We start from the raw sequence: 26,014 nt of genomic DNA on the forward strand, positions 1-26,014 counted from the left end.
TTATCCTGACTGATCGGAGGAGTAATAGTGAACATGTCTCATGTTACCGCTGAGCGACTTTTCCACCCTGCGAGATTGTGCCAGTATGGAACGCAGCCTTTTGGCCTTGTTGAGCGTTGTCGGGAGCAAGTGTGAGCAGCAAAGTAGAGCAACTGCGTGCGCAGTTAAATGAACGAATTCTGGTGCTGGACGGCGGCATGGGCACCATGATCCAGGGTTATCGCCTGAGCGAAGACGATTTCCGCGGCGAGCGCTTTGCCGACTGGCCTTGTGACCTGAAAGGGAACAACGACCTGCTGGTGCTCAGCAAGCCGTCCGTGATCAAGGATATCCACAACGCCTACTTCGAAGCGGGTGCGGATATCGTTGAAACCAACACCTTTAACTCGACAACCATCGCCATGGCGGATTACCAGATGGAGTCCCTGTCGGCGGAGATCAACTTTGAAGCGGCGAAGCTGGCGCGCGCCTGCGCCGACGAATGGACGGCCCGTACGCCGGACAAGCCGCGCTACGTAGCCGGGGTGCTGGGCCCGACCAACCGCACCGCGTCGATTTCTCCGGACGTGAACGACCCGGCGTTTCGGAACATCACGTTTGACCAGCTGGTGGCCGCGTATCGGGAGTCCACTAAAGCGCTGGTGGAAGGCGGCTCCGACCTGATCCTGATTGAAACCGTATTCGACACCCTCAACGCCAAAGCGGCAATTTACGCGGTAAAAGAGGAGTTCGAGTCGCTGGGCGTCGACCTGCCGATCATGATTTCCGGTACCATCACCGATGCCTCGGGGCGCACGCTTTCCGGCCAGACAACCGAAGCGTTTTATAACTCTCTGCGCCATGCCGAAGCGCTCTCCTTCGGCCTGAACTGCGCGCTGGGGCCGGACGAGCTGCGCCAGTACGTGCAGGAGCTTTCCCGTATCGCGGAATGCTACGTCACCGCCCACCCGAACGCCGGTCTGCCGAACGCGTTTGGTGAGTACGATCTGGATGCCGACACCATGGCGGCGCAAATCCGCGAATGGGCTGAATCTGGTTTCCTCAACATCGTCGGCGGCTGCTGCGGCACCACGCCTGAGCATATCGCCGCCATGAGCAACGCCGTGGCCGGACTGCCGCCGCGCAAGCTGCCCGAACTGCCGGTTGCCTGTCGCCTGTCCGGCCTGGAGCCGTTGACCATCGGCGACGACAGCCTGTTTGTGAACGTGGGTGAACGTACTAACGTTACCGGTTCTGCGAAGTTCAAGCGCCTGATCAAAGAAGAGAAGTACAGCGAAGCGCTGGACGTTGCCCGCCAGCAGGTGGAAAGCGGCGCGCAAATTATCGATATCAACATGGACGAGGGGATGCTCGACGCCGAAGCGGCGATGGTGCGTTTCCTCAACCTGATTGCCGGTGAGCCGGATATCGCCCGCGTGCCGATCATGATTGACTCTTCTAAATGGGACGTCATCGAAAAAGGGCTGAAATGCATTCAGGGCAAAGGCATCGTTAACTCCATCTCGATGAAAGAGGGGGTCGATACCTTTATCCACCACGCGAAGCTGGTGCGTCGCTACGGGGCCGCCGTGGTGGTGATGGCCTTCGATGAAGTGGGCCAGGCCGATACCCGCGAGCGCAAGATTGAGATTTGCCGCCGCGCGTACAAAATTTTGACCGAAGAGGTGGGCTTCCCGCCGGAAGACATCATCTTCGACCCGAACATCTTCGCCGTCGCGACCGGCATCGAAGAGCACAACAACTACGCCCAGGACTTCATCGGCGCGTGTGAAGACATTAAACGCGAACTGCCGCATGCGCTGATCTCCGGCGGCGTGTCAAACGTCTCGTTCTCGTTCCGCGGCAACGACCCGGTGCGTGAGGCGATCCACGCCGTGTTCCTCTATTATGCCATCCGCAACGGGATGGACATGGGGATCGTCAACGCCGGCCAGCTGGCAATTTACGACGATCTGCCAGCCGAGCTGCGCGACGCCGTAGAAGACGTGATCCTCAATCGTCGTGACGACGCCACCGAACGCATGCTGGATCTGGCGGAAAAATACCGCGGCAGTAAATCTGACGAATCAGCCAACGTTCAACAGGCCGAATGGCGCTCCTGGGATGTGAATAAGCGTCTGGAATACTCGCTTGTAAAAGGCATTACCGAGTTTATCGAGGAGGATACTGAGGAAGCGCGTCAGCAGGCCGCCCGTCCGATTGAAGTGATCGAAGGGCCGCTGATGGACGGCATGAACGTGGTCGGCGATCTGTTCGGCGAGGGCAAAATGTTCCTGCCGCAGGTGGTGAAATCCGCCCGCGTCATGAAACAGGCGGTGGCGTATCTGGAACCCTTTATCGAAGCCAGCAAAGAGAAGGGCTCCAGTAACGGTAAAATGGTCATCGCCACCGTGAAGGGCGACGTACACGACATCGGCAAAAACATCGTTGGCGTGGTGTTGCAGTGTAATAACTACGAAATTATCGATCTTGGCGTGATGGTCCCGGCGGATAAAATCCTCAGGACCGCGCGTGAGGTGAATGCGGATCTGATTGGTCTTTCCGGGCTGATTACGCCGTCGCTGGACGAAATGGTCAACGTGGCAAAAGAGATGGAGCGCCAGGGCTTCACCATTCCACTGCTGATTGGCGGGGCAACCACCTCGAAAGCCCACACGGCGGTGAAAATCGAGCAGAACTACAGCGGGCCGACGGTGTATGTCCAAAACGCCTCGCGCACCGTGGGCGTGGTCTCCGCGCTGCTGTCCGACACCCAGCGCGATGACTTTGTCGCCCGCACCCGCAAAGAGTATGAAACCGTCCGCATTCAGCATGGACGTAAGAAACCGCGCACGCCGCCGGTTTCGCTTCAGGCGGCGCGCGAAAACGATCTGGCGTTCGACTGGTCCAGCTATACGCCGCCGGTCGCACACCGTCTGGGCGTGCAGGACGTGACGGCCAGCATCGAAACGCTGCGTAACTACATCGACTGGACGCCGTTCTTCATGACCTGGTCGCTGGCCGGCAAATACCCGCGTATTCTTGAAGATGAGGTGGTGGGCGAAGAGGCGAAGCGCCTGTTTAAAGATGCTAACGATATGCTCGACAGGCTGAGCGCAGAGAAAGCCCTCAACCCGCGCGGCGTGGTGGGGCTGTTCCCGGCGAACCGCGTGGGCGACGACGTGGAAATCTACCGCGATGAAACCCGCACCCATGTGCTGGCCGTGAGCCACCATCTGCGCCAGCAAACCGAGAAAGTGGGCTTTGCCAACTACTGCCTGGCGGATTTCGTCGCACCGAAACTCTCCGGTAAAGCCGACTATATCGGCGCCTTTGCCGTAACCGGCGGTCTGGAAGAAGACGCGCTGGCGGATGCGTACGACGCGCAGCACGATGATTACAACAAAATCATGGTGAAAGCGATTGCCGATCGCCTGGCGGAAGCCTTTGCCGAGTATCTGCACGAGCGCGTACGTAAGGTGCACTGGGGCTACGCGGCCAATGAGAATCTCAGCAACGAGGAGTTGATCCGCGAAAATTACCAGGGCATTCGACCGGCGCCGGGGTATCCGGCCTGCCCGGAACACACCGAGAAGGGCACTATCTGGAAACTGCTCGACGTGGAAGCGCATACGGGCATGAAACTTACCGAGTCGTTCGCCATGTGGCCGGGCGCGTCCGTTTCCGGCTGGTACTTCAGCCATCCGGACAGCAAGTACTTCGCCGTGGCACAGCTTCAGCGCGATCAGATTGAGGATTACGCTCTGCGTAAAGGCATGAGCGTGTCAGAGGTGGAACGCTGGCTGGCGCCGAATTTAGGCTACGACGCAGACTAACGTCACTTTTCCTTACAACAAACAGGGCACCGCTATGGTGCCTTGTCTCTTTCTTACGTTTAAACCCTTATACTGAACCTCAGGAAAACGAATAACGATAAGGAGGAATGCCTACCGTGTTGACGTTGTTACACCTGCTCTCCGCAGTCGCACTGCTGGTATGGGGCACCCATATCGTTCGTACCGGCGTGATGCGTGTGTTTGGCGCACGTTTACGTACCGTTCTCAGCGGCAGCGTTGAGAAGAAGCCGCTCGCCTTCTGCGCGGGTATTGGCGTCACGGCGCTGGTGCAAAGCAGCAACGCCACCACCATGCTCGTCACCTCGTTCGTGGCGCAGGATCTGGTGGCGCTCGCCCCGGCGCTGGTGATTGTCCTTGGCGCCGACGTCGGTACCGCGCTGATGGCGCGTATCCTGACGTTCGATCTCTCCTGGCTGTCACCGCTGCTGATTTTTATCGGCGTCATTTTCTTCCTCGGCCGTAAGCAAAGCCGTGCCGGGCAGCTTGGCCGCGTCGGTATTGGCCTCGGGCTGATCCTGCTGGCGCTGGAGCTGATTGTGCAGGCTGTCACGCCGATCACCCAGGCCAACGGTGTGCAGGTCATCTTCGCCTCCCTGACCGGTGACATCATGCTCGACGCGCTGATTGGCGCGGTGTTTGCCATCGTCAGCTACTCCAGCCTGGCAGCGGTCCTGCTGACGGCGACCTTAACCGCCGCAGGGGTCATTTCCTTCCCGGTGGCGCTGTGCCTGGTGATCGGAGCCAACCTCGGCTCTGGCCTGCTGGCGATGCTCAACAACAGCGCCGCCAACGCTGCCGCCCGCCGGGTGGCGCTGGGGAGTTTGCTCTTCAAGCTGGTGGGCAGCCTGATCATTCTGCCGTTTGTACACCCGCTGGCGAACCTGATGGACAATCTCTCTCTGCCGAAAGCGGAACTGGTGATCTACTTCCACGTCTTCTACAACCTGGTGCGCTGTCTGGCGATGGTGCCGTTTGCCGCGCCGATGGCCCGCTTCTGCGAGCGGCTAATTCGTGATGAACCGGAGCTGGACGCGCGCCTTAAACCGAAGCATCTGGACACCTCTGTGCTGGACACGCCCGCGCTGGCCATCGCCAATGCCGCCCGCGAAACGCTGCGCATGGGTGACGCGATGGAAACCATGCTGGAAGGGTTGCAAAAGGTGATGCACGGCGAGCCGCGCGAAGAAAAAGAGTTGCGCAGGCTGGCGGACGATATCAACGTGCTGTATACCGCCATCAAGCTCTATCTGGCGCGGATCCCCCAGGACGAGCTGGCGGAAGAGGAATCCCGCCGCTGGGCGGAAATCATTGAGATGTCGCTTAACCTGGAGCAGGCTTCGGATATTGTCGAGCGTATGGGCAGTGAAATCGCAGACAAATCCCTGGCCGCACGCCGGGCGTTTTCTGTTGAAGGGCTGAAAGAGCTGGAAGCGCTGCACGAACAGCTGGTCAGCAACCTGAAGCTGGCGATGTCGGTCTTCTTCTCCAGCGACGTGCCGAGCGCGCGCCGCCTGCGCCGCAACAAGCACCGTTTCCGCATCCTTAATCGCCGCTACTCGCACGCCCACGTTGAGCGTCTGCATCAGCAGAACGTGCAGAGTATCGAAACCAGCTCGCTCCATCTGGGGCTGCTGGGCGATATGAAACGTCTCAACTCGTTGTTCTGCGCGGTGGCGTACAGCGTGATGGAGCAACCGGATGAAGATGACGAGCGGGATGAGTATTAATCCCCAGAGGGTTTGATTGTTAACCCAAGGCCCAATGCTTTCATGACCGCCAGCGTGGTTTTGAGCGTTGGGTTCCCCTTATCACTGAATGATCGATACAGTTGTTCTCGTGACAGGCCCGTTTGCTGGGAAATTGTCGACATCCCTTTCGCTCGGGCGATGACGCCCAGCGCTTTAGCAATGTACGCTGAGTCACCCGTCTCTAATGCATCAGCCATAAACACAGCGATTTCCTCGTCATCCACCAGTGCGTTGGCTGGATCGTAGGGTGTTAATTTATGCATGCTCATTCACTCCTGCCATTGGGATACATTGCTCAGCATTTTTGCCATAAGTATGTCTCTGGCCTGGCTGCTTTTGTCACCACCACATAACAGCACGATGATGCAATTGCCCTGGTCCTTAAAATAGACTCTGTAGCCCGGGCCAAAGTGGATCCTCAGTTCACTGATACCTTCCCCCACGGGTCTAATGTCGCCCGCTAAGCCATTTGCCAGCCTAAAGAGGCGGGAAGCGATAATCGTCTTTGCCCGCCTGTCCTTTAAATTTTGCTCCCAGCGTCGGAAGGATTCTGTCTGAACGATCTCCTTCATATTACTCCCTGTGATTTATAAACTACAAGCAATTGTCTCTGGAGAGTAAAGCTAAAAGGAGTTAGCTCAAGGATAAATAGCCTGACGCTAAATCCTGAAAGCGTCTCGCAAACTAAAAAACCCGTCTCAGTAACCGTCGGCTAATCTTTTTTTCCAGCCCAAACCTAAGGTATATTTCGCCCTTCACAGGAGAAACTATGCTGCCAACTCAATCAACCCGATTAAACAAATACATTAGCGAGAGCGGGATCTGCTCACGTCGCGAGGCTGACCGTTACATTGAACAGGGTAACGTGTTTCTTAACGGCAAACGCGCCACCATTGGTGATCAGGTGGTACCTGGCGATGTGGTGAAAGTGAATGGTCAGGTCATCGAACCGCGTGATGCCGAAGACCTGGTGTTTATCGCGTTGAACAAACCGGTTGGGATTGTCAGCACCACGGAAGATGGCGAGCGGGACAACATTGTTGATTTCGTGAACCACAGCAGCCGCATTTTCCCGATTGGCCGTCTGGATAAAGACTCTCAGGGGCTGATTTTCCTCACCAACCACGGCGATCTGGTCAACAAAATTCTGCGTGCCGGTAACGACCACGAGAAAGAGTACATCGTGACGGTGAACAAGCCGGTGACGGACGAGTTCATTCGCGGGATGGGCGCAGGCGTGCCGATTCTGGGCACCGTGACGAAGAAGTGTAAAGTCAAAAAAGAAGCGCCGTTCGCGTTCCGCATCACGCTGGTTCAGGGCCTGAACCGCCAGATCCGCCGCATGTGCGAGTACTTCGGTTATGAAGTGACGAAGCTGGAACGCACGCGCATCATGAACGTCAGCCTGTCCGGGATCCCGCTGGGCGAGTGGCGTGACTTAACGGACGACGAGCTGATCGAGCTGTTCAAACTTATCGAGAACTCCTCGTCCGAAGCGAAGCCGAAAGCTAAAGCCAAACCGAAAACGCAGGCGATTAAGCGTCCGGTGGTGAAGGCACCGCAGGCGGAAGAGAAAGGGCGAGGCAAGCCGGGCAACGGAAAACGCTTTACCCAGCCGGGGCGCAAAAAGAAAGGGCGCTGATTAGCGCCTTCCACGGGTTGATGTATTGGCGGACCAGGAAAAGGTCGCCTCTGCATCCGGCTTATAAGCCTGCTCTTTTTTCAGCTTGCGGGCTTTTTTCGCCGCAGCCTCACGTTGCGCCATCAGTTTATCGATGTACTCTTTTTTAACCTGATTGGTTTCGGCGTTCGTCAGCGTGCGGCCATGCGCGATGCGGGCGCGGTCGAGAAGCGTTTTAAGTTCGCGCTGCTCGGCTTCGGTCATGTCTTTCTGGGTCAAACGTGGTGTAGCCATTGCTGAAGCCTCCTGATGGGGAGGCTTCAGTGTAAAGCAAGCCGGGACAATTAACCCTGTTTCACCGCATCTTTTTTCGGTTGGTCATCAATCGGCTTACCGGACCAGTACCCTGCTAACAGCGAACCGGACAGGTTATGCCAGACGGAGAACAGCGCCCCCGGTAGCGCTGCCAGCGGTGAGAAGTAAATTTTACCCAGCGCCGCCGCCAGGCCGGAGTTCTGCATCCCCACTTCGATCGCCAGCGTGCGGCAGGTGGATTCGTCAAAGCCAAACAGCTTCCCGCCCCAGTAACCGCCCAGCAGACCAATAGTGTTATGCAGCACAACCGCGACGATCACCACAAAGCCCACCGAAGCAATGTGCGATGCGGAACCGGCTACCACGGCGCTGATAATGGCCAGTATGCAGATCATCGAAAACGCGGGCAGATACGGCTCAACCGCTTTCACCACCCGCGGGAAGAGATGGTGGATCACCAGCCCCAGCGCAATCGGGATCACCACGATTTGCAGGATGCTGAGCAGCATGCCCATCACGTCCACCTGGATATGCGCGTCGACATACAGGCGGGTTAACAGAGGCGTGGCAATCACGCCCACCAGCGTGGAAACGGACGAGATGGTGACGGAAAGCGCCACGTCGCCTTTCGCCAGATAGATCATGACGTTAGATGCCGTGCCGCTGGCAACGCTCCCCACCAGCACCATCCCGGCGGAAAGGTCGGGCGGCATCTTAAAGGCCATCGCCAGCAGCCAGGCCGCGAGCGGCATCACCAGGTAGTGCAGGAAAATCCCTGCGGCAACCGGCGCCGGGCGAGACAGCACGCGTTTGAAATCGTCAATTTTCAGATGCACGCCCATGCCGAACATAATCAGCATCAGCAGCGTGGTGACCCACGGACCAATGCCCGTGAACGTGGCAGGAGTGTAATACGCGAGTACAGAGAGCAGCAGCGCCCATAACGGGAACAGCCGGGTGATAGCGGAGAGCATAGTGAATTCCTTGCAGTATTGTCGTGTTGTTTTGTTATAAAAAAGCCGGGTCTGTGCCCGGCTTATCGATATTGTTTAACGTGCTAACGAATTTTATTCAAACAAATTCTGATGAAGTTTCTGCACGACCTGCTCGGCCTGATCGGCAGGGACCAGGAAGCAGAGGTTGTAGCTGGATGCACCGTAGCAGATCATGCGGATATTGAACGGGTCGAGCACGCCGAACACCTCTTTACCCACGCCACAGGCGCGCGACAGCTTGTTGCCGATGATGGCCACCAGCGCCAGGTCTTCTTCTACTTCCACACGGCACAACTCGGAAAGCTCAATCAGCAGCGACTGCGTCAGCAGGGTATCACCCGTTGAGGTTGAACCGGTGGTGTCCAGCGTCAGCGCAATACTCACTTCAGAAGTGGTAATCAAATCTACAGAGATATTGTGGCGCGCCAGGATGCCAAACACTTCTGCCAGGAAGCCGCGGGAATGCAGCATATTATGGCTGTGCAGGGTAACCAGCGTCTGCTTACGACGCAGGGCCAGCGCGCGGAACAGCGGCGGGTTCTCGGTTTTCTTGCAGACCAGCGTCCCGCCCGCCTTTGGATCTTTACTTGAGCCAACGAAGACCGGAATGTCGCTGCGCACGGCGGGCAGCAGCGTGGCCGGGTGCAGCACTTTCGCGCCGAAAGTCGCCATTTCAGCCGCTTCTTCAAAGGCGATCACGTCAATACGTTTTGCCGCAGAGACCACGCGCGGGTCGGTGGTGTAGATTCCCGGCACGTCCGTCCAGATATCCACGCGGGTGGCGTGCAGGGCTTCACCCAGCAGGGCGGCGGTGTAGTCGCTACCGCCACGGCCCAGCGTGGTTGTGCGCCCTTTGGCTTCGCTGCCGATAAAGCCCTGGGTGATCACTATGCCTTCATCCAGGCGCGGGGCAAGCTGCTGGTTAGTCAGCTCAGCCAGGACTTCCACGTCCGGCTCGGCGCGGCCAAAGCGGTCGCTGGTGCGCATGACTTTACGCACGTCGAACCACTGCGCCTGAATATTGCGCTCGCGCATGATCTCAACGAACAGCAGGGTAGACATTAGTTCACCGTGGCTGACCAGCTCATCGGTCAGGGCGGTAGAGGTTGCCAGCGACGCGGCTTCGGCCAGAGTGGTGATATTTTCCAGCAGGCGTTCCACTTCCTCACGAATGACGTTCGGGTTTTGCAGACGCTCGAGAATGTCGAACTGAATTTTGCGCAGTGCATCCAGCTTCACGAAACGCTCGGTCGCTTCCAGTCCTTCAGACAGAGAAACCAGCAGGTTCGTCACGCCGGCTGAGGCGGAAAGTACCACCAGGCGGGTATTCGGATCGGCCAGCACCACATCGGCGCTGCGGTTCATGGCATCGTAGTCTGCCACACTGGTGCCGCCAAACTTGGCGACCACAAAACTCGTCATAACAACCTCGTGTCAGGGAATGAATAGAGCGACCTTGGCACAAGAATGAAGCGAGAACAGGTGCAGGCGCAAAATACGGCCCTATAAATAAAATGCGGGGGAGGTCCTGTCAATGCTGGGATTATGCGGATTTTTCATGGGGGGGTACCCCTCAGAAACAGGACTTATAACAGGCCCATATTTTATGCTCCTTTTTACCCCTTTTTGACCAACATTTCGCCACGCCGGAAGGGCGCGACAGCAGCTATACTTTTCGGGTCTTTTCACCTGCGTTTGATGCAGACCAGGGCAATGGCATAAAAACCATCACAATTTTTATTTGCAGGCGCTACAATCGACCGCAGTCACAATTCTCAAATCAGAAGAGTATTGCTATGAAAAACATCAACCCAACGCAGACCGCTGCATGGCAGGCACTACAGAAACATTTTGATGAAATGAAAGACGTCACCATCGCGGATCTGTTCGCGAAAGATGCCGATCGTTTCAGCAAGTTTTCCGCCACCTTCGATGACCTGATGCTGGTGGATTTCTCCAAGAACCGTATCACCGAAGAGACGCTGGCGAAGCTGCAAGATCTGGCGAAAGAGACTGAACTGGCAGATGCCATCAAATCCATGTTCTCCGGTGAGAAGATCAACCGCACCGAAGACCGTGCCGTGCTGCACGTGGCGCTGCGCAACCGTAGCAATACTCCAATTATCGTTGACGGCAAAGATGTGATGCCGGAAGTGAACGCGGTGCTGGAAAAGATGAAAAACTTCTCCGAAGCGATCATCTCAGGTAGCTGGAAAGGCTACACCGGCAAAGCGATCACCGACGTGGTTAACATCGGTATCGGCGGCTCTGACCTCGGCCCGTTCATGGTGACCGAGGCGCTGCGCCCGTACAAAAACCACCTCAACATGCACTTCGTGTCCAACGTCGATGGGACCCACATCGCTGAAGTGCTGAAAAAGGTGAACCCGGAAACCACGCTGTTCCTGGTGGCGTCTAAAACCTTCACCACTCAGGAAACCATGACCAACGCCCACAGCGCGCGCGACTGGTTCCTGAAAACCGCGGGCGACGAAAAGCACGTGGCGAAACACTTTGCGGCGCTGTCCACCAACGGTAAAGCGGTAGGCGAGTTCGGCATTGATACGGCGAACATGTTCGAGTTCTGGGACTGGGTTGGCGGCCGCTACTCTCTGTGGTCTGCAATCGGCCTGTCCATCATTCTGTCCGTCGGGTTCGACAACTTCGTTGAGCTGCTCTCCGGTGCGCACGCGATGGACAAACACTTCTCCACCACCGCGCCTGAGAAAAACCTGCCGGTGCTGCTGGCGCTGATCGGGATCTGGTACAACAACTTCTTCGGCGCTGAAACCGAAGCGATTCTGCCGTACGACCAGTACATGCACCGCTTTGCGGCCTACTTCCAGCAGGGCAACATGGAATCCAACGGCAAGTACGTTGACCGTAACGGCAACGCGGTGGATTACCAGACTGGCCCAATCATCTGGGGCGAGCCGGGCACCAACGGTCAGCACGCGTTCTACCAGCTGATCCACCAGGGCACCAAAATGGTACCGTGCGATTTCATCGCCCCGGCGATTACGCACAACCCACTGTCCGACCACCATCCGAAGCTGCTGTCTAACTTCTTCGCCCAGACCGAAGCGCTGGCGTTCGGTAAATCCCGCGAGGTGGTTGAGCAGGAGTACCGTGATCAGGGTAAAGATCCGGCAACGCTGGAGCACGTGGTGCCGTTTAAAGTGTTCGAAGGCAACCGTCCAACTAACTCCATCCTGCTGCGCGAAATCACGCCGTTCAGCCTGGGGGCGCTGATTGCCCTCTACGAGCACAAAATCTTCACTCAGGGCGCTATTCTGAACATCTTCACCTTTGACCAGTGGGGCGTTGAGCTGGGCAAACAGCTGGCAAACCGCATTCTGCCAGAGCTGGGTGACGATAAAGCGATCGACAGCCACGACAGCTCCACCAATGGTCTGATTAACCGTTATAAAGCCTGGCGTGCGTAATAAATATGTCATGAACAATGCCGGCGATATGCCGGCATTTTTTTATCGGATAATTCCTGATGTCTGTTAGTTGTCTCAAATTCTGAATCTGAGTTTAATCCGAAAAAGACAGTAACCCCGTTAATTGCTGAGGTTTATTTTAAGAAAATACGGAGTGATGCTTTAATGTTCTTATATTATAAATTATTGATTTATATTGATTATATATTTTCTTGATTCTTTTTTCCTTCCATTTTTAACCATTAGTCTGAAAACCTCATCCCTATTTACCCCCACGGTAAACCCACTGCTTTAGTTGTGTATACTCGAATCCGCCTGAATTTCTTTTCGGGCAAATCTCCATTCATTCATTGAAGGGAAATTGTTATGAAGAAAGTACTGTATGGCATTTTTGCCATATCTGCGCTTGCGGCGACGTCTGTCTATGCAGCTCCGGTCCAGGTCGGGGAAGCAGCAGGGTCGGCAGCGACGTCTGCGTCTGCGGGGAGTTCTACCGCAGCCAGCACCAGCGCCGTAAGTTCAGCCGTGGGTGTCGCGCTGGCGGCAACCGGTGGCGGTGATGGCTCCAATACCGGAACCACGACCACTACGACGACCAGCACCCAGTAATACCGGGTGTTTTAATCATAACCACACTTCGGTGTGGTTATTTCGCCCCTTCGGAGAAGAGTCGTGAAGCGACCTGCAATCATCCTGATTTGCCTGCTGTTGCAGGCGTGCTCAGCTACCACCAAAGGGCTGGGCCACTCACTGTGGGACAGCATGTTCGGCACGCCGGGCGTGCATCTGACCGATGACGAACTTCAGAACATGCCGTATGCCAGCCAGTACATGCAGCTAAACGATGGTCCGCAACTGTTTGTGGTGCTCGCTTTCGATGAAAACGGGCAGCAGAAATGGGTGACGCAGGATCAGGCCACCATCGTGACGCAGCATTCCCGCATCGTGAAAACGTTGCTCGGCGGCGACAACCTGCTTGAGGTGAACAACCTGGCTGAAGATCCGCTCATCAAGCCGAATCAGATTGTCGATGGCGCAAGCTGGACGCGCACGATGGGCTGGACCGAGCACAAACAGGTGCGCTACGCCACGGCCCGCTCCACCTTCCGCTGGGACGGTACGGATAGTGTCAAAGTGGGCAGCGACGAAACGCAGGTGCGCGTGCTGGATGAAGAGGTGACAACCGATCAGGCCACCTGGCATAACCGCTTCTGGGTGGACGAAGAGGGGCAAATCCGCCAGTCCTTACAGTATCTCGGTGCCGGTTTCTTCCCGGTGAAGACCACCCTGATCAAGGCGGCGAAATCATGAAAATGTTCATCCACATTGCGCTTCTCGCCAGCCTGGCCTCGCCGCTGGCGTGGTCTGCGGGAACGGTACAGGTCTACGCCCCGGACAGCGAAAAACCTAAAACCTTAACCAATGCCGGGCATCTGCTCGATCTGGTGGGGCAGCCGAGGCTGGCGAAAAGCTGGTGGACCGGGGCGGTTATCAGCGAGCGTCAGGCGACGATTGTAGCGGAACAAAAACATCAGGCGCTGCTCGCCCGACTGAGCGGGCTGGCACAACAGGAAGATGCCGACGATGCCGCGGCTATTACTAGCCTGCGTCAGCAGCTTCAGGCGGTTAAGGTGACGGGGCGCCAGAAGGTGAATCTCGATCCCGACGAAGTGCGTGTCGCGGAAAACGGCAATCCGTCGCTGGAAGGAGACTATACCCTGTGGCTTCCGGCTCAGCCTTCCACCGTCACCGTGATGGGGCTTCTCAGCAGCCCTGGCAAAAAGCCGTTTACGCCGGGCCGGGACGTGGCGAGCTATCTCGACGAGCAAAGTCTGCTCAGCGGAGCGGATAAAAGCTATGCCTGGGTGGTCTATCCGGACGGGCATACGCAGAAAGCGCCGGTGGCTTACTGGAATAAACGCCATATCGAACCTATGCCGGGCAGCATCATTTTTGTCGGTTTTGCCGACCATTTCTGGACGAAAGCGTATGACGGGCTTAATGCCGATATCCTTCGCTCCCTGATACAGCGGATACCGGAATAATGAAAAAAACCTATCTCTACAGCATGCTTGCACTGTGCGTGAGTGCCGCCTGTCATGCAGAAACGTATCCGGCACCCATCGGCCCGTCGCAGTCCGATTTTGGCGGCGTGGGCTTACTGCAAACCCCAACCGCGCGTATGGCCCGCGAGGGGGAAATCAGCCTTAACTATCGCGATAACGATCAGTACCGTTACTACTCTGCGTCCGTACAGCTGTTCCCCTGGCTGGAGACCACGCTGCGCTACACCGACGTGCGTACAAAACAGTACAGCAGCGTAGACGCTTTCTCCGGCGATCAGACCTACAAAGACAAAGCCTTCGACGTGAAGCTGCGTCTGTGGGAAGAGAGTTACTGGATGCCGCAGGTCTCCGTTGGTGCGAAAGACATTGGCGGGACCGGCCTGTTTGACGCGGAATACATCGTGGCCAGCAAAGCCTGGGGACCGTTTGATTTCTCACTCGGTCTGGGATGGGGCTATCTGGGTACCAGCGGCAACGTCAAAAATCCGTTCTGCTCCTACAGTGATAAATACTGCTACCGTGATAACAGCTACCAGAAAGCGGGCTCCATCAACGGCGACCAGATGTTCCACGGCCCGGCCTCGCTGTTTGGTGGTGTAGAGTATCAAACGCCATGGCAGCCGCTGCGCCTGAAGCTGGAGTACGAAGGTAATAACTACAGCGAAGATTTTGCCGGCAAAATTGAGCAGAAGAGCAAGTTTAACGTCGGCGCCATTTACCGCGTCACCGACTGGGCCGACGTTAACCTCAGCTATGAGCGCGGTAATACCCTGATGTTTGGCTTTACCCTGCGCACTAACTTTAACGACATGCGGCCGCACTATAATGACAACCCGCGGCCAAAATATCAGCCGGAGCCGCAGGATGCGATCATTCAGCACTCCGTGGTAGCGAACCAGCTGACGCTGCTGAAATATAACGCGGGCCTGGCGGATCCGAAGATCCAGACCAAAGGCGATACGCTGTATGTTACCGGCGAGCAGGTGAAATACCGCGACTCCCGCGAAGGGATCGAGCGCGCCAACCGGATCGTCATGAACGATCTGCCGGAGGGGATCCGCACGATCCGCGTGACGGAGAACCGCCTGAATCTGCCGCAGGTCACCACCGAAACCGATGTTGCCAGCCTTAAGCGTCATCTTGAAGGCGAACCGCTCGGGCATGAAACCGAGCTGGTGCAAAAACGCGTTGAGCCGGTGGTGCCGGAAACCACCGAGCAGGGCTGGTATATCGATAAATCGCGCTTCGATTTCCATATCGATCCGGTGCTGAACCAGTCCGTGGGTGGGCCGGAAAACTTCTATATGTATCAGCTGGGCGCGATGGCGACGGCGGATCTGTGGGTGACCGACCACCTGTTGACCACCGGTAGTCTGTTCGGCAACATTGCCAACAACTACGACAAATTTAACTACACCAACCCGCCGAACGATTCAAAACTGCCGCGCGTGCGTACCCGCGTTCGTGAATACGTGCAGAACGATATCTACGTGAATAACCTCCAGGCCAACTACTTCCAGTACTTCGGCAATGGCTTCTACGGCCAGGTTTACGGTGGCTATCTGGAAACCATGTTCGGCGGCGCCGGGGCAGAAGTGCTTTATCGTCCTGTCGACAGCAACTGGGCGTTTGGGGTTGATGCCAACTACGTGAAACAGCGTGACTGGCGCAGCGCGCAGGACATGATGAAGTTCACCGACTACAGCGTCAAAACCGGCCACCTGACCGCCTACTGGACGCCGTCATTCGCGCAGGACGTGCTGGTAAAAGCCAGCGTCGGCCAGTATCTGGCGGGCGATAAGGGCGGCACGCTGGATATCTCCAAACACTTTGACAGCGGCGTTGTGGTGGGCGGCTATGCCACCATCACCAACGTTTCGCCAGACGAGTACGGGGAAGGGGACTTCACCAAAGGGGTGTACGTGTCGATTCCGCTGGATCTGTTCTCATCAGGCCCAACCCGCAGCCGTGCGGCAGTGGGCTGGACGCCGCTGACGCGCGACGGTGGTCAGCAGCTTGGACGTAAATTCCAGCTGTATGATATGACCAGCGATAAGAACATTAACTTCCGCTGATGCTTCACGCCGGGCGGCACTGCGTTTGCCCGGCCTACGGTTTTTGTAGGCCCGGTAAGCGCAGCGCCACCGGGCGAATGCGCCAAACATAAACAAAAAATATAGATCCCCGTCACATTTTTGCGTTATACAGGAACCTCGCCCTGGAGAATGAGGTGCTGTATGACATCCCTGACTCGTCCGCGCGTTGAGTTTATCTCAACGATACTCCAGACCGTACTGAACCTCGGTCTGCTGAGCCTTGGCCTGATCCTGGTCGTTTTTCTGGGTAAAGAGACGGTGCATCTGGCGGATGTGCTCTTCGCTCCTGAGCAAACCAGCAAATACGCACTGGTGGAAGGCCTGGTGGTCTACTTTCTCTACTTTGAATTTATCGCCCTGATTGTGAAGTACTTTCAGTCCGGCTTTCACTTCCCGCTGCGCTATTTTGTCTACATTGGCATCACCGCCATTGTGCGGCTGATCATCGTCGATCATAAATCCCCGCTCGACGTGCTGATCTACTCGGCGGCGATCCTGCTGCTGGTGATCACCCTCTGGCTGTGCAACTCAAAGCGGCTAAAACGCGAATAAAAAAAGGGCGCTCCGAAGAGCGCCTAACAACAGTCACAAGTTGGTTCAATACAATACGTCTAAAGTTGAGGGTTGCAGTGGCATAACAAATGAAACTTAACCTTTCACACCGCCCGCCGTCAGGCCGTTGACCAGCCAGCGCTGGGCCAGCAGGAACACCACGGTAATCGGGATGGCAGAGAGGACGGCCGCCGCGGCAAAGTCGCCCCACAGGTAGTTTTGCGGGTTGAGATACTGCTGCATACCGACGGCCAGGGTGTAGCTGTTTACATCGCGCAGTAACAGAGAGGCGACCGGTACTTCGGTGATCGCCGCGATAAACGACAGAATAAACACCACCGCCAGAATCGGCACCGACAACGGCAGCAGCACCAGGCGGAACGCCTGCCACGGTGTCGCGCCATCCAGTGCCGCCGCTTCTTCCAGCGAGCCGTCGATGGTTTCGAAATAGCCTTTAATGGTCCACACGTGCAGGGCGATACCGCCGAGATAGGCGAAGATCACGCCGCCGTGAGTGTTCAGGCCGATGAACGGCACGTACTGGCCCAGACGGTCAAACAAGGCATATAACGCCACCAGCGACAGTACGGCCGGGAACATCTGGAAAATCAGCATCCCTTTCAGCAGGGTCGCTTTGCCCGGAAAACGCATACGGGCGAAGGCGTAAGCACAGGTGGTGGAGAGCGTCACGATGCCGATGGCTGTGATGGTTGCCACCTTCACCGAGTTCCACAGCCACAGCAGCACCGGGAACGGCGGCGGCGTGACGCGGCCATCCGCGTGTTCCACGCTGAAGCCCAGCGCGAGCTTCCAGTGCTCCCAGGAGATTTCGTCAGGGATCAGGCTCCCGGTGGCGAAGTTCCCCGAACGCAGGGAGATGGCGATAACCATCAGCAGCGGGAACATGATCGCCGCGATGAAAATCAGCAGGCCTAAGTGCGTCGCGAGGAGGCGCAGTTTCTGAGATTTGGGTTGTACCATTGCCATGTTCAGTGCCCTCCTTAGTCAAATTTCATACGTGTGGCTTTCAGGTTCACAATCGCCAGGGCGCCAACCAGCAGGAAGATCAGGGTGGCAATAGCCGCCGCCAGGCCGAAGTCCTGACCGCCGCCGCCCTCGAAGGCGATGCGGTAGGTGTAGCTCACGAGCAGGTCGGTATAGCCTGCTGGCGTAGTCGTACCGAGACGGTCCGGACCACCGTTGGTCAACAGCTGAATCAGCACGAAGTTGTTAAAGTTAAAGGCGAAGCTGGCAATCATCAGCGGCGTCAGCGGCTTAATGAGCAGCGGCAGGGTAATTTTGAAGAAGTTCTGGAACGGACCCGCGCCGTCCATCGCCGAGGCTTCGTACAGGTCGTCCGGGATGGCCTTCAGCAGCCCCATGCACAGGATCATCATGTACGGATAGCCCAGCCAGGTGTTCACGATGATAATCATCGAGCGAGCGGTGGTCGGGTCGCTGAACCAGGCCGGTTTAATGCCGAACAGCGCGCTCAGCATCATGTTGATTTCACCGAAGCTCTGGTTAAACAGCCCTTTGAAAATCAGAATCGAGATGAACGACGGCACGGCGTACGGCAGAATCAGCAGCACGCGGTAAATCGCTTTGCCCTTCAGGGACTCCCACTGCACGAGGCAGGCCAGCACCATGCCCACGGCCACGGTCAGGATCACGGTCAGCACCGAGAAGACCACCGTCCAGACGAAGATGGCGAAGAACGGTTTCTGGATGCCTTCGTCGGTAAACACGCGGGTAAAGTTGTCCCAGCCGATGGTGACGGTATAGCCCGGGCTGAGTTTGTCATCCCCCCAGCTGCCGTCGGCATTCACCGACTGATAGAAACCGATATCGTTGTTCGGGCGGTACTTCACGCCGCTCTGGTTGTTGGTCAGCGTGCCGTCATCCGCCAGGGTATAGAGCGGTTGGGTGCCGGAGAACTGGCGCAGCGAGCTCATGATCACTTTGCTTTCGTCTGGCAGTACGGCGGTGAGCTGGGTCAGTGCCTGGCGATTCTGGGTGATGATACGCAGGTTGGCACGTTCACCTTCCGGCAGGGCCGCAGCCTCTTTTAAGGTCAGCTTCTGCTCACCGCCAAATTTGAACGCGTCGGAAAGATAGGTTTTGCCGCTCTCACCGTCAGTGAGCGCTAACTTCCACTCATCACCCGCAGGATACAGGCCGAAGTTAAAGGTTTTACCCGCCTGATAAGAACGGTCCAGAAGCACCTGGGTGGCACGCTCCTGCGCGAGCTGGTTGGTGCTGCTGTAGTTGGTAAAGGCAATCGCGATGGTGCAGATCAGCGGAAAGAGGACAAACAGCCCCATCCCGGCAACGCCCGGGTAAACATAGCGCCAGGCATACGCTTTACGGTTGGCGAAAATATACAGGCCAACCGAGCTTAAAATCAGCGTCATGATGGCGAATAGGTATTCCCCTTGCACGTACATTAAAACAACAAGGTAACCCACCAGCAGACACAGCAGACCTATCACTGACCACTTCAGTGCGTCGCTTTGCCACCAGTGTTTCTTTTTAATGACATCCATGGGGTTCTTCCTCTACAACGGTGGAAACTTATCGTCAGGTGGCGCTGCGCTTACCTGACCTACGGATCGTGCCGTAGTCGTAGGGCGGGTAAGCGCATGCGCCACCCGCCGTTTTTCAGACTTACTTAGTAATACGACCCTGAGCATCTTTCAGCGCGGCATCGACAGTCTGGCGACCGCTTGCAGCGTTGATGACGGCGGTACGGGTGGCGTACCAGAATGCAGCCATCTGAGGGATGTTCGGCATGATTTCGCCTTTCTGGGCGTTATCCATGGTGGCCGCAATACGTGGATCTTTCGCCAGCTGATCCTGGAAGGATTTCAGCGCAACGGCGCCCAGCGGTTTGTCCTTGTTCACTTCATCCAGACCCTGATCGGTCAGCAGGTAGTTTTCGAGGAACTCTTTCGCCAGCTCTTTGTTCGGGCTGGCGGCGTTGATGCCTGCGCTCAGCACGCCCACGAACGGTTTAGACGGTTTGCCGTTGAAGGTTGGCAGCAGGGTCACGCCGTAGTTGATTTTGCTCTTGTCGATGTTGGTCCAGGCCCACGGACCGTTGATGGTCATCGCGGTTTCGCCTTTGTTGAAAGCCGCTTCCGCGATGGAGTAGTCCGTATCCGCGTTCATGTGTTTGTTCTTAATCAGGTCAACCAGGAAGGTCAGACCTTTTTTCGCGCCCGCACTGTCCACCCCCACGTCTTTCACGTCATATTTGCCGTTTTCAAACTTGAACGCGTAGCCGCCGTCGGCAGCAATCAGCGGCCAGGTGAAGTACGGTTCTTGCAGGTTGAACATCAGAGCGGATTTACCCTTCGCCTTCAGCTCTTTATCCAGAGCAGGGATCTCTTCCCAGGTTTTCGGTGGGTTTGGCACCAGGTCTTTGTTGTAAATCAGTGACAGGGCTTCAACCGCGATTGGGTAAGCGATCAGCTTGCCGTTATAGCGAACGGCGTCCCAGGTGAACGGGAACAGTTTGTCCTGGAAGGCTTTGTCTGGCGTAACTTCTGCCAGCAGGCCAGACTGCGCGTAGCCCCCGAAACGGTCATGCGCCCAGAAGATAATGTCCGGACCATCGCCCGTTGCCGCAACCTGCGGGAACTTCTCTTCCAGTTTGTCCGGGTGCTCTACGGTGACTTTGATACCGGTGTCTTTCTCAAATTTTTTGCCCACTTCGGCCAGACCGTTATAGCCCTTGTCGCCGTTAATCCAGATAACCAGCTTACCTTCTTCAATTTTGGCGAGAGCCGGTGCGGAAATCATCATTGCTGCGAGGGCGGACAATGCGAAAACGCGTGCGCCAGTCTTGATCTTCATATCTGCCATCCTTTATTGGTGATGTGCTCGTGGATACATAAGGTGGTTCAACGTGACTCAGTCTCCTTATTTGACATCCTCTTTCCATCCTCCCAGTCCCTACGCCCCACCCCCTGTTTGTGTGATCCCTGTAACATAAATTTAAGTTATGAGTGCTGGCGCACATAAAAACCCACTGAATTTTGCAGGCCGCTTCACGATTTTCGCCTCGGCCCCTCAGCTGCGGTCGCAGAGCCTGCTCTCTCATCCTCCCGCCTCCTCCCCCATAAAAAAGCCGGGGGGTGGAGGATTCACGAAAGTAATGGAACACGCATAGTGAACTTATCTTGAATGTTTCTGTCGGTGACAGGTTGTAACGAAGGGAGAAGGGCATGGCGAGCGTACAGCTGCGTAATGTAACGAAAGCCTGGGGCGACGTAGTGGTGTCAAAAGACATCAATCTGGACATCCACGAAGGTGAATTTGTGGTGTTCGTGGGTCCATCAGGCTGTGGTAAATCGACTCTGCTGCGTATGATTGCCGGTCTTGAAACCATCACCAGGGGCGATTTATTTATTGGTGATACCCGAATGAACGACATCCCGCCAGCTGAACGCGGCGTGGGCATGGTGTTCCAGTCTTATGCGCTTTATCCGCATCTTTCCGTTGCCGAGAACATGTCCTTTGGCCTGAAGCTGGCCGGCGCGAAAAAAGAGACCATTGACCAGCGCGTCACCCAGGTGGCGGAAGTGCTTCAGCTGGCACATCTGCTGGAGCGTAAACCGAAGGCGCTCTCCGGTGGTCAGCGTCAGCGTGTGGCGATCGGCCGTACGCTGGTGGCCGAGCCGCGCGTGTTCCTGCTCGATGAACCTCTCTCTAACCTGGATGCCGCCCTGCGCGTCCAGATGCGTATCGAAATCTCCCGTCTGCACAAACGCCTTGGACGCACGATGATTTACGTCACCCACGATCAGGTCGAAGCGATGACGCTGGCCGACAAAATCGTGGTGCTGGATGCCGGTCGCGTGGCGCAGGTGGGCAAACCGCTGGAGCTGTATCACTACCCGGCAGACCGCTTTGTTGCGGGCTTTATTGGCTCGCCAAAGATGAACTTCCTGCCCGTAAAAGTGACCGCGACGGCAATCGAACAGGTACAGGTGGAGCTGCCAAACCGTCAGCAAGTCTGGCTGCCGGTCGACAGCGCCAACGTACAGGTGGGGGCCAATATGTCCCTCGGTATCCGCCCTGAGCATTTACTGCCGAGCCACATCGCTGATGTGACGCTGGAAGGTGAAGTTCAGGTCGTCGAACAGCTTGGTCACGAAACACAGATTCATATCCAGATCCCCGCCATCCGTCAGAACCTGGTCTACCGCCAGAATGACGTGGTGTTGGTAGAAGAGGGTGCCACATTCGCTATCGGTTTGCCGCCAGAGCGTTGCCATCTGTTCCGTGAGGATGGCACTGCATGTCGTCGGTTGCACAAAGAGCCAGGCGTTTAAGCATTCCAATTACAAAGAAAAGCAATGATCTCAGGAGATAGAATAATGATTACTCTGCGCAAAGTCCCTCTGGCTGTCGCCATTGCGGCAGGCATCCTGTCTGCCCAGGCGGGCGCCGTAGACTTTAAAGGTTATGCTCGTTCCGGCATTGGCTGGACCGGAAGTGGCGGTGAACAACAATGTTTCCAGGCAACAGGCGCACAAAGTAAATACCGTCTCGGTAACGAATGTGAAACCTACGCCGAACTGAAACTGGGCCAGGAAGTGTGGAAAGAAGGCGACAAGAGCTTCTATTTCGACACCAACGTAGCGTACTCCGTTTCTCAACAGAATGACTGGGAATCCACCAGCCCGGCCTTCCGTGAAGCTAACGTGCAGGGTAAAAACCTGATTGAATGGCTGCCAGGCTCTACCATCTGGGCCGGTAAGCGCTTCTATCAGCGTCATGACGTACACATGATCGACTTCTACTACTGGGATATCTCTGGTCCTGGTGCCGGTATTGAAAACATCGATCTGGGCTTTGGTAAACTCTCTCTGGCAGCGACCCGTTCTTCTGAGTCCGGCGGTTCTGCAACCTTCGCCGATCGTGATGCGAACGGCGACCGTATTTATGACAACGTGGTACCAAACGATGTCTTCGACGTCCGTTTAGCCGGTCTGGAAACCAACCCGGGCGGTACGCTGGAGCTGGGCGTTGACTACGGTCATACCAACATTCCTGACGACTACTATCTGCAACCTGGCGCCTCTAAAGATGGCTGGCTGTTCACCGCTGAACACACCCAGAGCATGATGAAAGGATTCAACAAGTTCGTACTGCAATACGGTACGGATTCCATGACCTCTAACGGTAAAGGTATTCCACAGGGCGGCAGCATCGATAACGACGGCTCTATGTGGCGCGTGCTGGACCACGGTGCAATCACCCTGGCAGACCGTTGGGACCTGATGTACGTCGGTATGTACCAGAACATCGATCGTGACAACAACAACGGTACCGAGTGGTGGACCGTGGGTGTTCGTCCAATGTTCAAATGGACGCCGATCATGAGCACCTTGCTGGAAGTGGGCTACGACAACGTTAAGTCTCAGAAAACTGACGACAAAAACAGCCAGTACAAAATCACCCTGGCACAGCAATGGCAGGCAGGCGACAGCATCTGGTCCCGTCCGGCTATCCGTGTCTTCGCAACCTACGCGAAGTGGGATGAGAAATGGGGCTATGCAAACAACGACTCAGGTGCAGGTTACACCTCTGGCGTAGCGTATAGCGACACCTCCGCGAAAACCTTCAGCCGTGGCGACAACGATGAGTGGACCTTCGGCGCCCAGATGGAAATCTGGTGGTAATTCGTCGAGCCTGACGTAATGACCTGAAAAGAGGGGCGTAAGCCCCTCTCTCCTTAGGGTGCTGCGCGCTATTGCCTGGCCACCGCAGTGCTCACGCTATCAGAGGTAATAACAATGAAAATGAAGAAAAGTCTCGTCGCGCTGTGCCTCTCTGCGGGGCTGTTGGCCTGTGCGCCTGCGCTCACCTATGCAGATGTGAATTTTGTTCCTCAAAATACCAGTGCTGCGCCAGCTATTCCGGCTGCGGCTCTTCAGCAACTGGTGTGGACGCCAGTTGATCAGTCGAAAACTCAAACCACGCAGCTTGCCGCTGGCGGTCAGTCGCTGAACGTGCCGGGTATCAGCGGTCCGGTTGCGGCTTTCAGCGTGCCGGCGAATATCGGCGAGCTGACCCTGACGTTAACCAGTGAAGTCAATAAACAGACCAGCGTCTTCGCGCCTAACGTGCTGATCCTCGATCAGAGCATGACGCCATCCGCATTCTTCCCAAGCGACTATTTCAGCTATCAGGAGCCTGGCGTCATGAGTGCCGATCGGCTGGAAGGCGTTATGCGCCTGACGCCAGCCCTGGGTCAGCAGAAGATTTATGTCCTGGTGTTCACGACGGAAAAAGATCTGCAACAGACAACGAAGCTGGTTGATCCGGCGAAAGCCTACGCAAAAGGCACCGGTAACGCTGTCCCGGATATCCCGGATCCGCATGCTCGCCATACTACCGACGGCCTGATCAAGCTGAAAGTCTCCACCAACAGCGCCTCCAGCGTACTCGTAGGCCCGCTGTTTGGCTCATCTGGCCCGGGGCCGGTAACGGTGGGTAATACTGCCGCGCCTGTGTATGCCGCGCCAGCCGCAACACCGGCCGCGGCTCCGGCCCCGGCGAAAAAAGCCGAGCCGGTGCTTAACGATACTGAAACGTACTTTAACAACGCCATCAAGCAGGCAGTTAAAAACGGCGATGTCGATAAAGCGCTGAAACTGCTTGATGAAGCCGAGCGTTTAGGTTCAACCACTGCCCGTTCCACCTTTATCAGCAGTGTAAAAGGCAAGGGGTAACCGTCTCCCCACAGTGCTGATTTTGTTAGTCGTTTGGTGCGCCTTCGCGGGCGCACTTTTTTTGGCTAAGTTGCACCATTGTTGCGATAGTGATCGTTAAATTCTGTTTGTCCGTCCTCATTTTGCCAATCTGCGATACAATGCTTTTACGTTATGTATCGGAGAGTCTGGCATGTCACACCCCGCGCTCACGCAGCTGCGTGCGCTACGCTATTTCGACCACATCCCTGCGCTTGACCCGGAACAGCTGGACTGGCTGCTGCTGGAAGATTCCATGACAAAACGTTTTGAGCAACAGGGTAAAACGGTCACGGTGACGATGATTCAGGAAGGGTTTGTCTCGCCTGCGGAGATTGCCAGCGAGCTGCCGCTGCTGCCGCAGGAAGAACGCTACTGGCTGCGTGAAATTTTACTCTGTGCGGATGGCGAGCCGTGGCTTGCCGGGCGGACGGTGGTTCCTGAGTCTACACTTTCCGGGCCGGAGCTGGCATTGCAACGCCTCGGCAAAACGCCCCTGGGGCGCTATCTGTTCACCTCGTCTGAACTGACCCGTGATTTTATTGAAATTGGTTGCGATGCCGATTTGTGGGGGCGCCGTTCCCGCCTTCGTTTGAGTGGCAAGCCGTTAATACTGACGGAACTCTTTTTGCCTGCATCGCCGTTGTACTAAGAGGGAGAGAAAATGGAGTGGAGTCTGACGCAGAATAAGCTGCTGGCCTATCACCGCCTGATGCGTACTGATAAACCCATTGGCGCGCTGCTGCTACTGTGGCCGACCTTATGGGCGCTGTGGGTTGCCACGCCGGGCGTGCCGCCGCTGTGGATCCTGGCGGTGTTTGTGGCGGGTGTCTGGCTGATGCGCGCTGCGGGTTGTGTGGTCAACGACTATGCTGACCGGAAATTTGATGGACATGTTAAGCGCACCGCGAATCGTCCTCTGCCGAGCGGTCAGGTGACCGGGAAAGAGGCGCGCATTCTGTTTGTGGTGCTGATGCTTCTCTCTTTCATGCTGGTGTTAACCCTTAACACCATGACCATTCTACTGTCCGTTGCGGCTCTGGCGCTGGCCTGGGTTTACCCGTTCATGAAGCGATACACCCATCTGCCGCAGGTGGTATTGGGTGCGGCATTTGGCTGGTCGATTCCCATGGCGTTTGCCGCGGTCAGCGAGTCCGTTCCGCTCAGCTGCTGGCTGATGTTCCTGGCGAATATTCTCTGGGCCGTTGCGTACGATACCCAATACGCGATGGTCGATCGCGATGACGATCTCAAGATTGGCATCAAATCGACGGCGATCCTGTTTGGTCGTCACGACAAGCTGATCATCGGCATATTACAGGTGGCGGTGCTGGCGCTGATGGTGGCGATTGGTCGCCTGAACGGGCTGAACTGGGAGTTTTACTGGTCCGTACTGGTGGCGGGGCTGCTGTTTGCGTATCAGCAGAAGCTGATCGCGAAGCGCGAGCGTGAAGCCTGCTTTAAAGCGTTTCTGAATAATAACTACGTCGGGCTGGTGCTGTTTCTGGGCCTGGCGATGAGTTACTGGTCATAAAAAAGCCGGGTGGCGGCTTCGCCTTACCCGGCCTACGATTTA

22 protein-coding genes are annotated in these 26,014 nt (G+C 56.3%); 14 read left to right on the forward strand and 8 right to left on the reverse strand.

Annotated features, from left to right (window positions below; all coding sequences use genetic code 11):
- The first annotated feature begins 131 nt into the window (after positions 1 to 131).
- Complete coding sequence (metH, locus tag O1724_RS01795; RefSeq protein WP_061856770.1) at positions 132 to 3,815, forward strand: methionine synthase; 3,684 nt, start codon at positions 132 to 134, stop codon at positions 3,813 to 3,815.
- 116 nt (positions 3,816 to 3,931) lie between these two features.
- Positions 3,932 to 5,563 (forward strand): Na/Pi cotransporter family protein, encoded by a 1,632-nt coding sequence (locus O1724_RS01800; RefSeq protein ID WP_003860350.1) that lies wholly within the window; start codon positions 3,932 to 3,934, stop codon positions 5,561 to 5,563.
- Here O1724_RS01800 and O1724_RS01805 read toward each other — a convergent pair.
- Both O1724_RS01805 and O1724_RS01810 read right to left on the reverse strand, forming a co-directional pair.
- Positions 5,560 to 5,847: an addiction module antidote protein gene (locus O1724_RS01805; protein WP_022650216.1), complete on the reverse strand. Its 288-nt coding sequence runs from the start codon at positions 5,845 to 5,847 to the stop codon at positions 5,560 to 5,562. The genes O1724_RS01800 and O1724_RS01805 overlap by 4 nt on opposite strands.
- Positions 5,848 to 5,853: 6 nt before the next feature.
- Entirely contained in the window at positions 5,854 to 6,156 is a 303-nt protein-coding gene (locus O1724_RS01810; protein ID WP_023315213.1) for a type II toxin-antitoxin system RelE/ParE family toxin, read from the reverse strand.
- 197 nt (positions 6,157 to 6,353) lie between these two features.
- Between O1724_RS01810 and rluF the strand changes: the two genes are divergently transcribed.
- Positions 6,354 to 7,226 (forward strand): 23S rRNA pseudouridine(2604) synthase RluF, encoded by an 873-nt coding sequence (gene rluF / locus O1724_RS01815; RefSeq protein WP_022646725.1) that lies wholly within the window; start codon positions 6,354 to 6,356, stop codon positions 7,224 to 7,226.
- Here the strand turns inward: rluF and O1724_RS01820 are convergent, their stop codons facing one another.
- From O1724_RS01820 to lysC, 3 genes are all read right to left on the reverse strand, one after another.
- The gene (locus O1724_RS01820; protein WP_003860346.1) at positions 7,227 to 7,499 is read right to left on the reverse strand and encodes a YjbD family protein; all 273 of its coding nucleotides are present in this window, start codon (positions 7,497 to 7,499) and stop codon (positions 7,227 to 7,229) included.
- Between the two features lie 50 nt (positions 7,500 to 7,549).
- Positions 7,550 to 8,494 (reverse strand): ketopantoate/pantoate/pantothenate transporter PanS, encoded by a 945-nt coding sequence (panS, locus tag O1724_RS01825; RefSeq protein ID WP_022650218.1) that lies wholly within the window; start codon positions 8,492 to 8,494, stop codon positions 7,550 to 7,552.
- 93 nt (positions 8,495 to 8,587) lie between these two features.
- A complete protein-coding gene (lysC, locus tag O1724_RS01830; RefSeq protein WP_003860344.1) occupies positions 8,588 to 9,937 on the reverse strand; it encodes a lysine-sensitive aspartokinase 3 in 1,350 nt (449 codons plus the stop codon).
- Positions 9,938 to 10,311: 374 nt separating this feature from the next.
- On the opposite strand from lysC, the gene pgi reads away from it, so the two are divergent.
- The 6 genes from pgi to psiE all read left to right on the forward strand — a co-directional run bounded on the left by pgi (position 10,312) and on the right by psiE (position 16,675).
- On the forward strand, positions 10,312 to 11,961 hold the full coding sequence (gene pgi, locus O1724_RS01835; RefSeq protein ID WP_063855776.1) for a glucose-6-phosphate isomerase: 1,650 nt from the start codon (positions 10,312 to 10,314) through the stop codon (positions 11,959 to 11,961).
- Between the two features lie 366 nt (positions 11,962 to 12,327).
- On the forward strand, positions 12,328 to 12,570 hold the full coding sequence (gene yjbE, locus O1724_RS01840; protein WP_003860341.1) for an exopolysaccharide production protein YjbE: 243 nt from the start codon (positions 12,328 to 12,330) through the stop codon (positions 12,568 to 12,570).
- Positions 12,571 to 12,633: 63 nt separating this feature from the next.
- Positions 12,634 to 13,272, forward strand: coding sequence for a YjbF family lipoprotein (locus O1724_RS01845; protein ID WP_003860339.1), 639 nt, complete (start codon positions 12,634 to 12,636; stop codon positions 13,270 to 13,272).
- A complete protein-coding gene (locus tag O1724_RS01850; RefSeq protein WP_126297364.1) occupies positions 13,269 to 14,006 on the forward strand; it encodes a capsule biosynthesis GfcC family protein in 738 nt (245 codons plus the stop codon). The genes O1724_RS01845 and O1724_RS01850 overlap by 4 nt, the downstream gene beginning before the upstream one ends.
- The gene (locus O1724_RS01855; protein WP_003860333.1) at positions 14,006 to 16,102 is read left to right on the forward strand and encodes a YjbH domain-containing protein; all 2,097 of its coding nucleotides are present in this window, start codon (positions 14,006 to 14,008) and stop codon (positions 16,100 to 16,102) included. The genes O1724_RS01850 and O1724_RS01855 overlap by 1 nt, the downstream gene beginning before the upstream one ends.
- Positions 16,103 to 16,264: 162 nt before the next feature.
- Positions 16,265 to 16,675 carry a phosphate-starvation-inducible protein PsiE gene (psiE, locus tag O1724_RS01860; RefSeq protein WP_000202963.1) on the forward strand — a complete coding sequence of 137 codons (411 nt, stop codon included), beginning with the start codon at positions 16,265 to 16,267 and terminating at the stop codon, positions 16,673 to 16,675.
- Positions 16,676 to 16,771: 96 nt separating this feature from the next.
- Here the strand turns inward: psiE and malG are convergent, their stop codons facing one another.
- From malG to malE, 3 genes are all read right to left on the reverse strand, one after another.
- Positions 16,772 to 17,662, reverse strand: a complete 891-nt coding sequence (malG, locus tag O1724_RS01865; protein WP_003860332.1) for a maltose ABC transporter permease MalG — start codon at positions 17,660 to 17,662, stop codon at positions 16,772 to 16,774.
- Between the two features lie 14 nt (positions 17,663 to 17,676).
- Positions 17,677 to 19,221 (reverse strand): maltose ABC transporter permease MalF, encoded by a 1,545-nt coding sequence (malF, locus tag O1724_RS01870; protein ID WP_003860331.1) that lies wholly within the window; start codon positions 19,219 to 19,221, stop codon positions 17,677 to 17,679.
- A 121-nt stretch (positions 19,222 to 19,342) separates the two neighbouring features.
- Positions 19,343 to 20,533: a maltose/maltodextrin ABC transporter substrate-binding protein MalE gene (gene malE, locus O1724_RS01875; protein WP_003860330.1), complete on the reverse strand. Its 1,191-nt coding sequence runs from the start codon at positions 20,531 to 20,533 to the stop codon at positions 19,343 to 19,345.
- Between the two features lie 371 nt (positions 20,534 to 20,904).
- Here malE and malK point away from each other — a divergent pair, with 371 nt between their 5' ends.
- From malK to ubiA, 5 genes are all read left to right on the forward strand, one after another.
- Positions 20,905 to 22,014: a maltose/maltodextrin ABC transporter ATP-binding protein MalK gene (gene malK, locus O1724_RS01880; protein WP_126297363.1), complete on the forward strand. Its 1,110-nt coding sequence runs from the start codon at positions 20,905 to 20,907 to the stop codon at positions 22,012 to 22,014.
- A gap of 42 nt (positions 22,015 to 22,056) precedes the next feature.
- Positions 22,057 to 23,367 carry a maltoporin gene (locus tag O1724_RS01885; RefSeq protein WP_026080558.1) on the forward strand — a complete coding sequence of 437 codons (1,311 nt, stop codon included), beginning with the start codon at positions 22,057 to 22,059 and terminating at the stop codon, positions 23,365 to 23,367.
- A gap of 114 nt (positions 23,368 to 23,481) precedes the next feature.
- The gene (gene malM / locus O1724_RS01890; protein ID WP_003860327.1) at positions 23,482 to 24,420 is read left to right on the forward strand and encodes a maltose operon protein MalM; all 939 of its coding nucleotides are present in this window, start codon (positions 23,482 to 23,484) and stop codon (positions 24,418 to 24,420) included.
- A 172-nt stretch (positions 24,421 to 24,592) separates the two neighbouring features.
- Entirely contained in the window at positions 24,593 to 25,090 is a 498-nt protein-coding gene (ubiC, locus tag O1724_RS01895) for a chorismate lyase (RefSeq protein ID WP_022646736.1), read from the forward strand.
- A 12-nt stretch (positions 25,091 to 25,102) separates the two neighbouring features.
- Positions 25,103 to 25,972 carry a 4-hydroxybenzoate octaprenyltransferase gene (gene ubiA, locus O1724_RS01900; protein WP_126297361.1) on the forward strand — a complete coding sequence of 290 codons (870 nt, stop codon included), beginning with the start codon at positions 25,103 to 25,105 and terminating at the stop codon, positions 25,970 to 25,972.
- Positions 25,973 to 26,014 lie beyond the last annotated feature (42 nt).

The organism is Enterobacter cloacae complex sp. HYC074_NIDB (genome assembly GCF_056673345.1).

Bases quoted from the DNA above. Each gene is read 5' to 3' on its own strand.
- O1724_RS01805 (WP_022650216.1), bottom strand. From the start codon at position 5,847: ATGCATAAATTAACACCCTACGATCCAGCCAACGCACTGGTGGATGAC.
- lysC (WP_003860344.1), bottom strand. From the start codon at position 9,937: ATGACGAGTTTTGTGGTCGCCAAGTTTGGCGGCACCAGTGTGGCAGAC.
- O1724_RS01820 (WP_003860346.1), bottom strand. From the start codon at position 7,499: ATGGCTACACCACGTTTGACCCAGAAAGACATGACCGAAGCCGAGCAG.
- malE (WP_003860330.1), bottom strand. From the start codon at position 20,533: ATGAAGATCAAGACTGGCGCACGCGTTTTCGCATTGTCCGCCCTCGCA.
- O1724_RS01855 (WP_003860333.1), top strand. From the start codon at position 14,006: ATGAAAAAAACCTATCTCTACAGCATGCTTGCACTGTGCGTGAGTGCC.
- malG (WP_003860332.1), bottom strand. From the start codon at position 17,662: ATGGCAATGGTACAACCCAAATCTCAGAAACTGCGCCTCCTCGCGACG.
- malK (WP_126297363.1), top strand. From the start codon at position 20,905: ATGGCGAGCGTACAGCTGCGTAATGTAACGAAAGCCTGGGGCGACGTA.
- yjbE (WP_003860341.1), top strand. From the start codon at position 12,328: ATGAAGAAAGTACTGTATGGCATTTTTGCCATATCTGCGCTTGCGGCG.
- ubiC (WP_022646736.1), top strand. From the start codon at position 24,593: ATGTCACACCCCGCGCTCACGCAGCTGCGTGCGCTACGCTATTTCGAC.
- O1724_RS01810 (WP_023315213.1), bottom strand. From the start codon at position 6,156: ATGAAGGAGATCGTTCAGACAGAATCCTTCCGACGCTGGGAGCAAAAT.
- panS (WP_022650218.1), bottom strand. From the start codon at position 8,494: ATGCTCTCCGCTATCACCCGGCTGTTCCCGTTATGGGCGCTGCTGCTC.
- ubiA (WP_126297361.1), top strand. From the start codon at position 25,103: ATGGAGTGGAGTCTGACGCAGAATAAGCTGCTGGCCTATCACCGCCTG.
- malM (WP_003860327.1), top strand. From the start codon at position 23,482: ATGAAAATGAAGAAAAGTCTCGTCGCGCTGTGCCTCTCTGCGGGGCTG.
- psiE (WP_000202963.1), top strand. From the start codon at position 16,265: ATGACATCCCTGACTCGTCCGCGCGTTGAGTTTATCTCAACGATACTC.
- rluF (WP_022646725.1), top strand. From the start codon at position 6,354: ATGCTGCCAACTCAATCAACCCGATTAAACAAATACATTAGCGAGAGC.
- pgi (WP_063855776.1), top strand. From the start codon at position 10,312: ATGAAAAACATCAACCCAACGCAGACCGCTGCATGGCAGGCACTACAG.
- malF (WP_003860331.1), bottom strand. From the start codon at position 19,221: ATGGATGTCATTAAAAAGAAACACTGGTGGCAAAGCGACGCACTGAAG.
- O1724_RS01850 (WP_126297364.1), top strand. From the start codon at position 13,269: ATGAAAATGTTCATCCACATTGCGCTTCTCGCCAGCCTGGCCTCGCCG.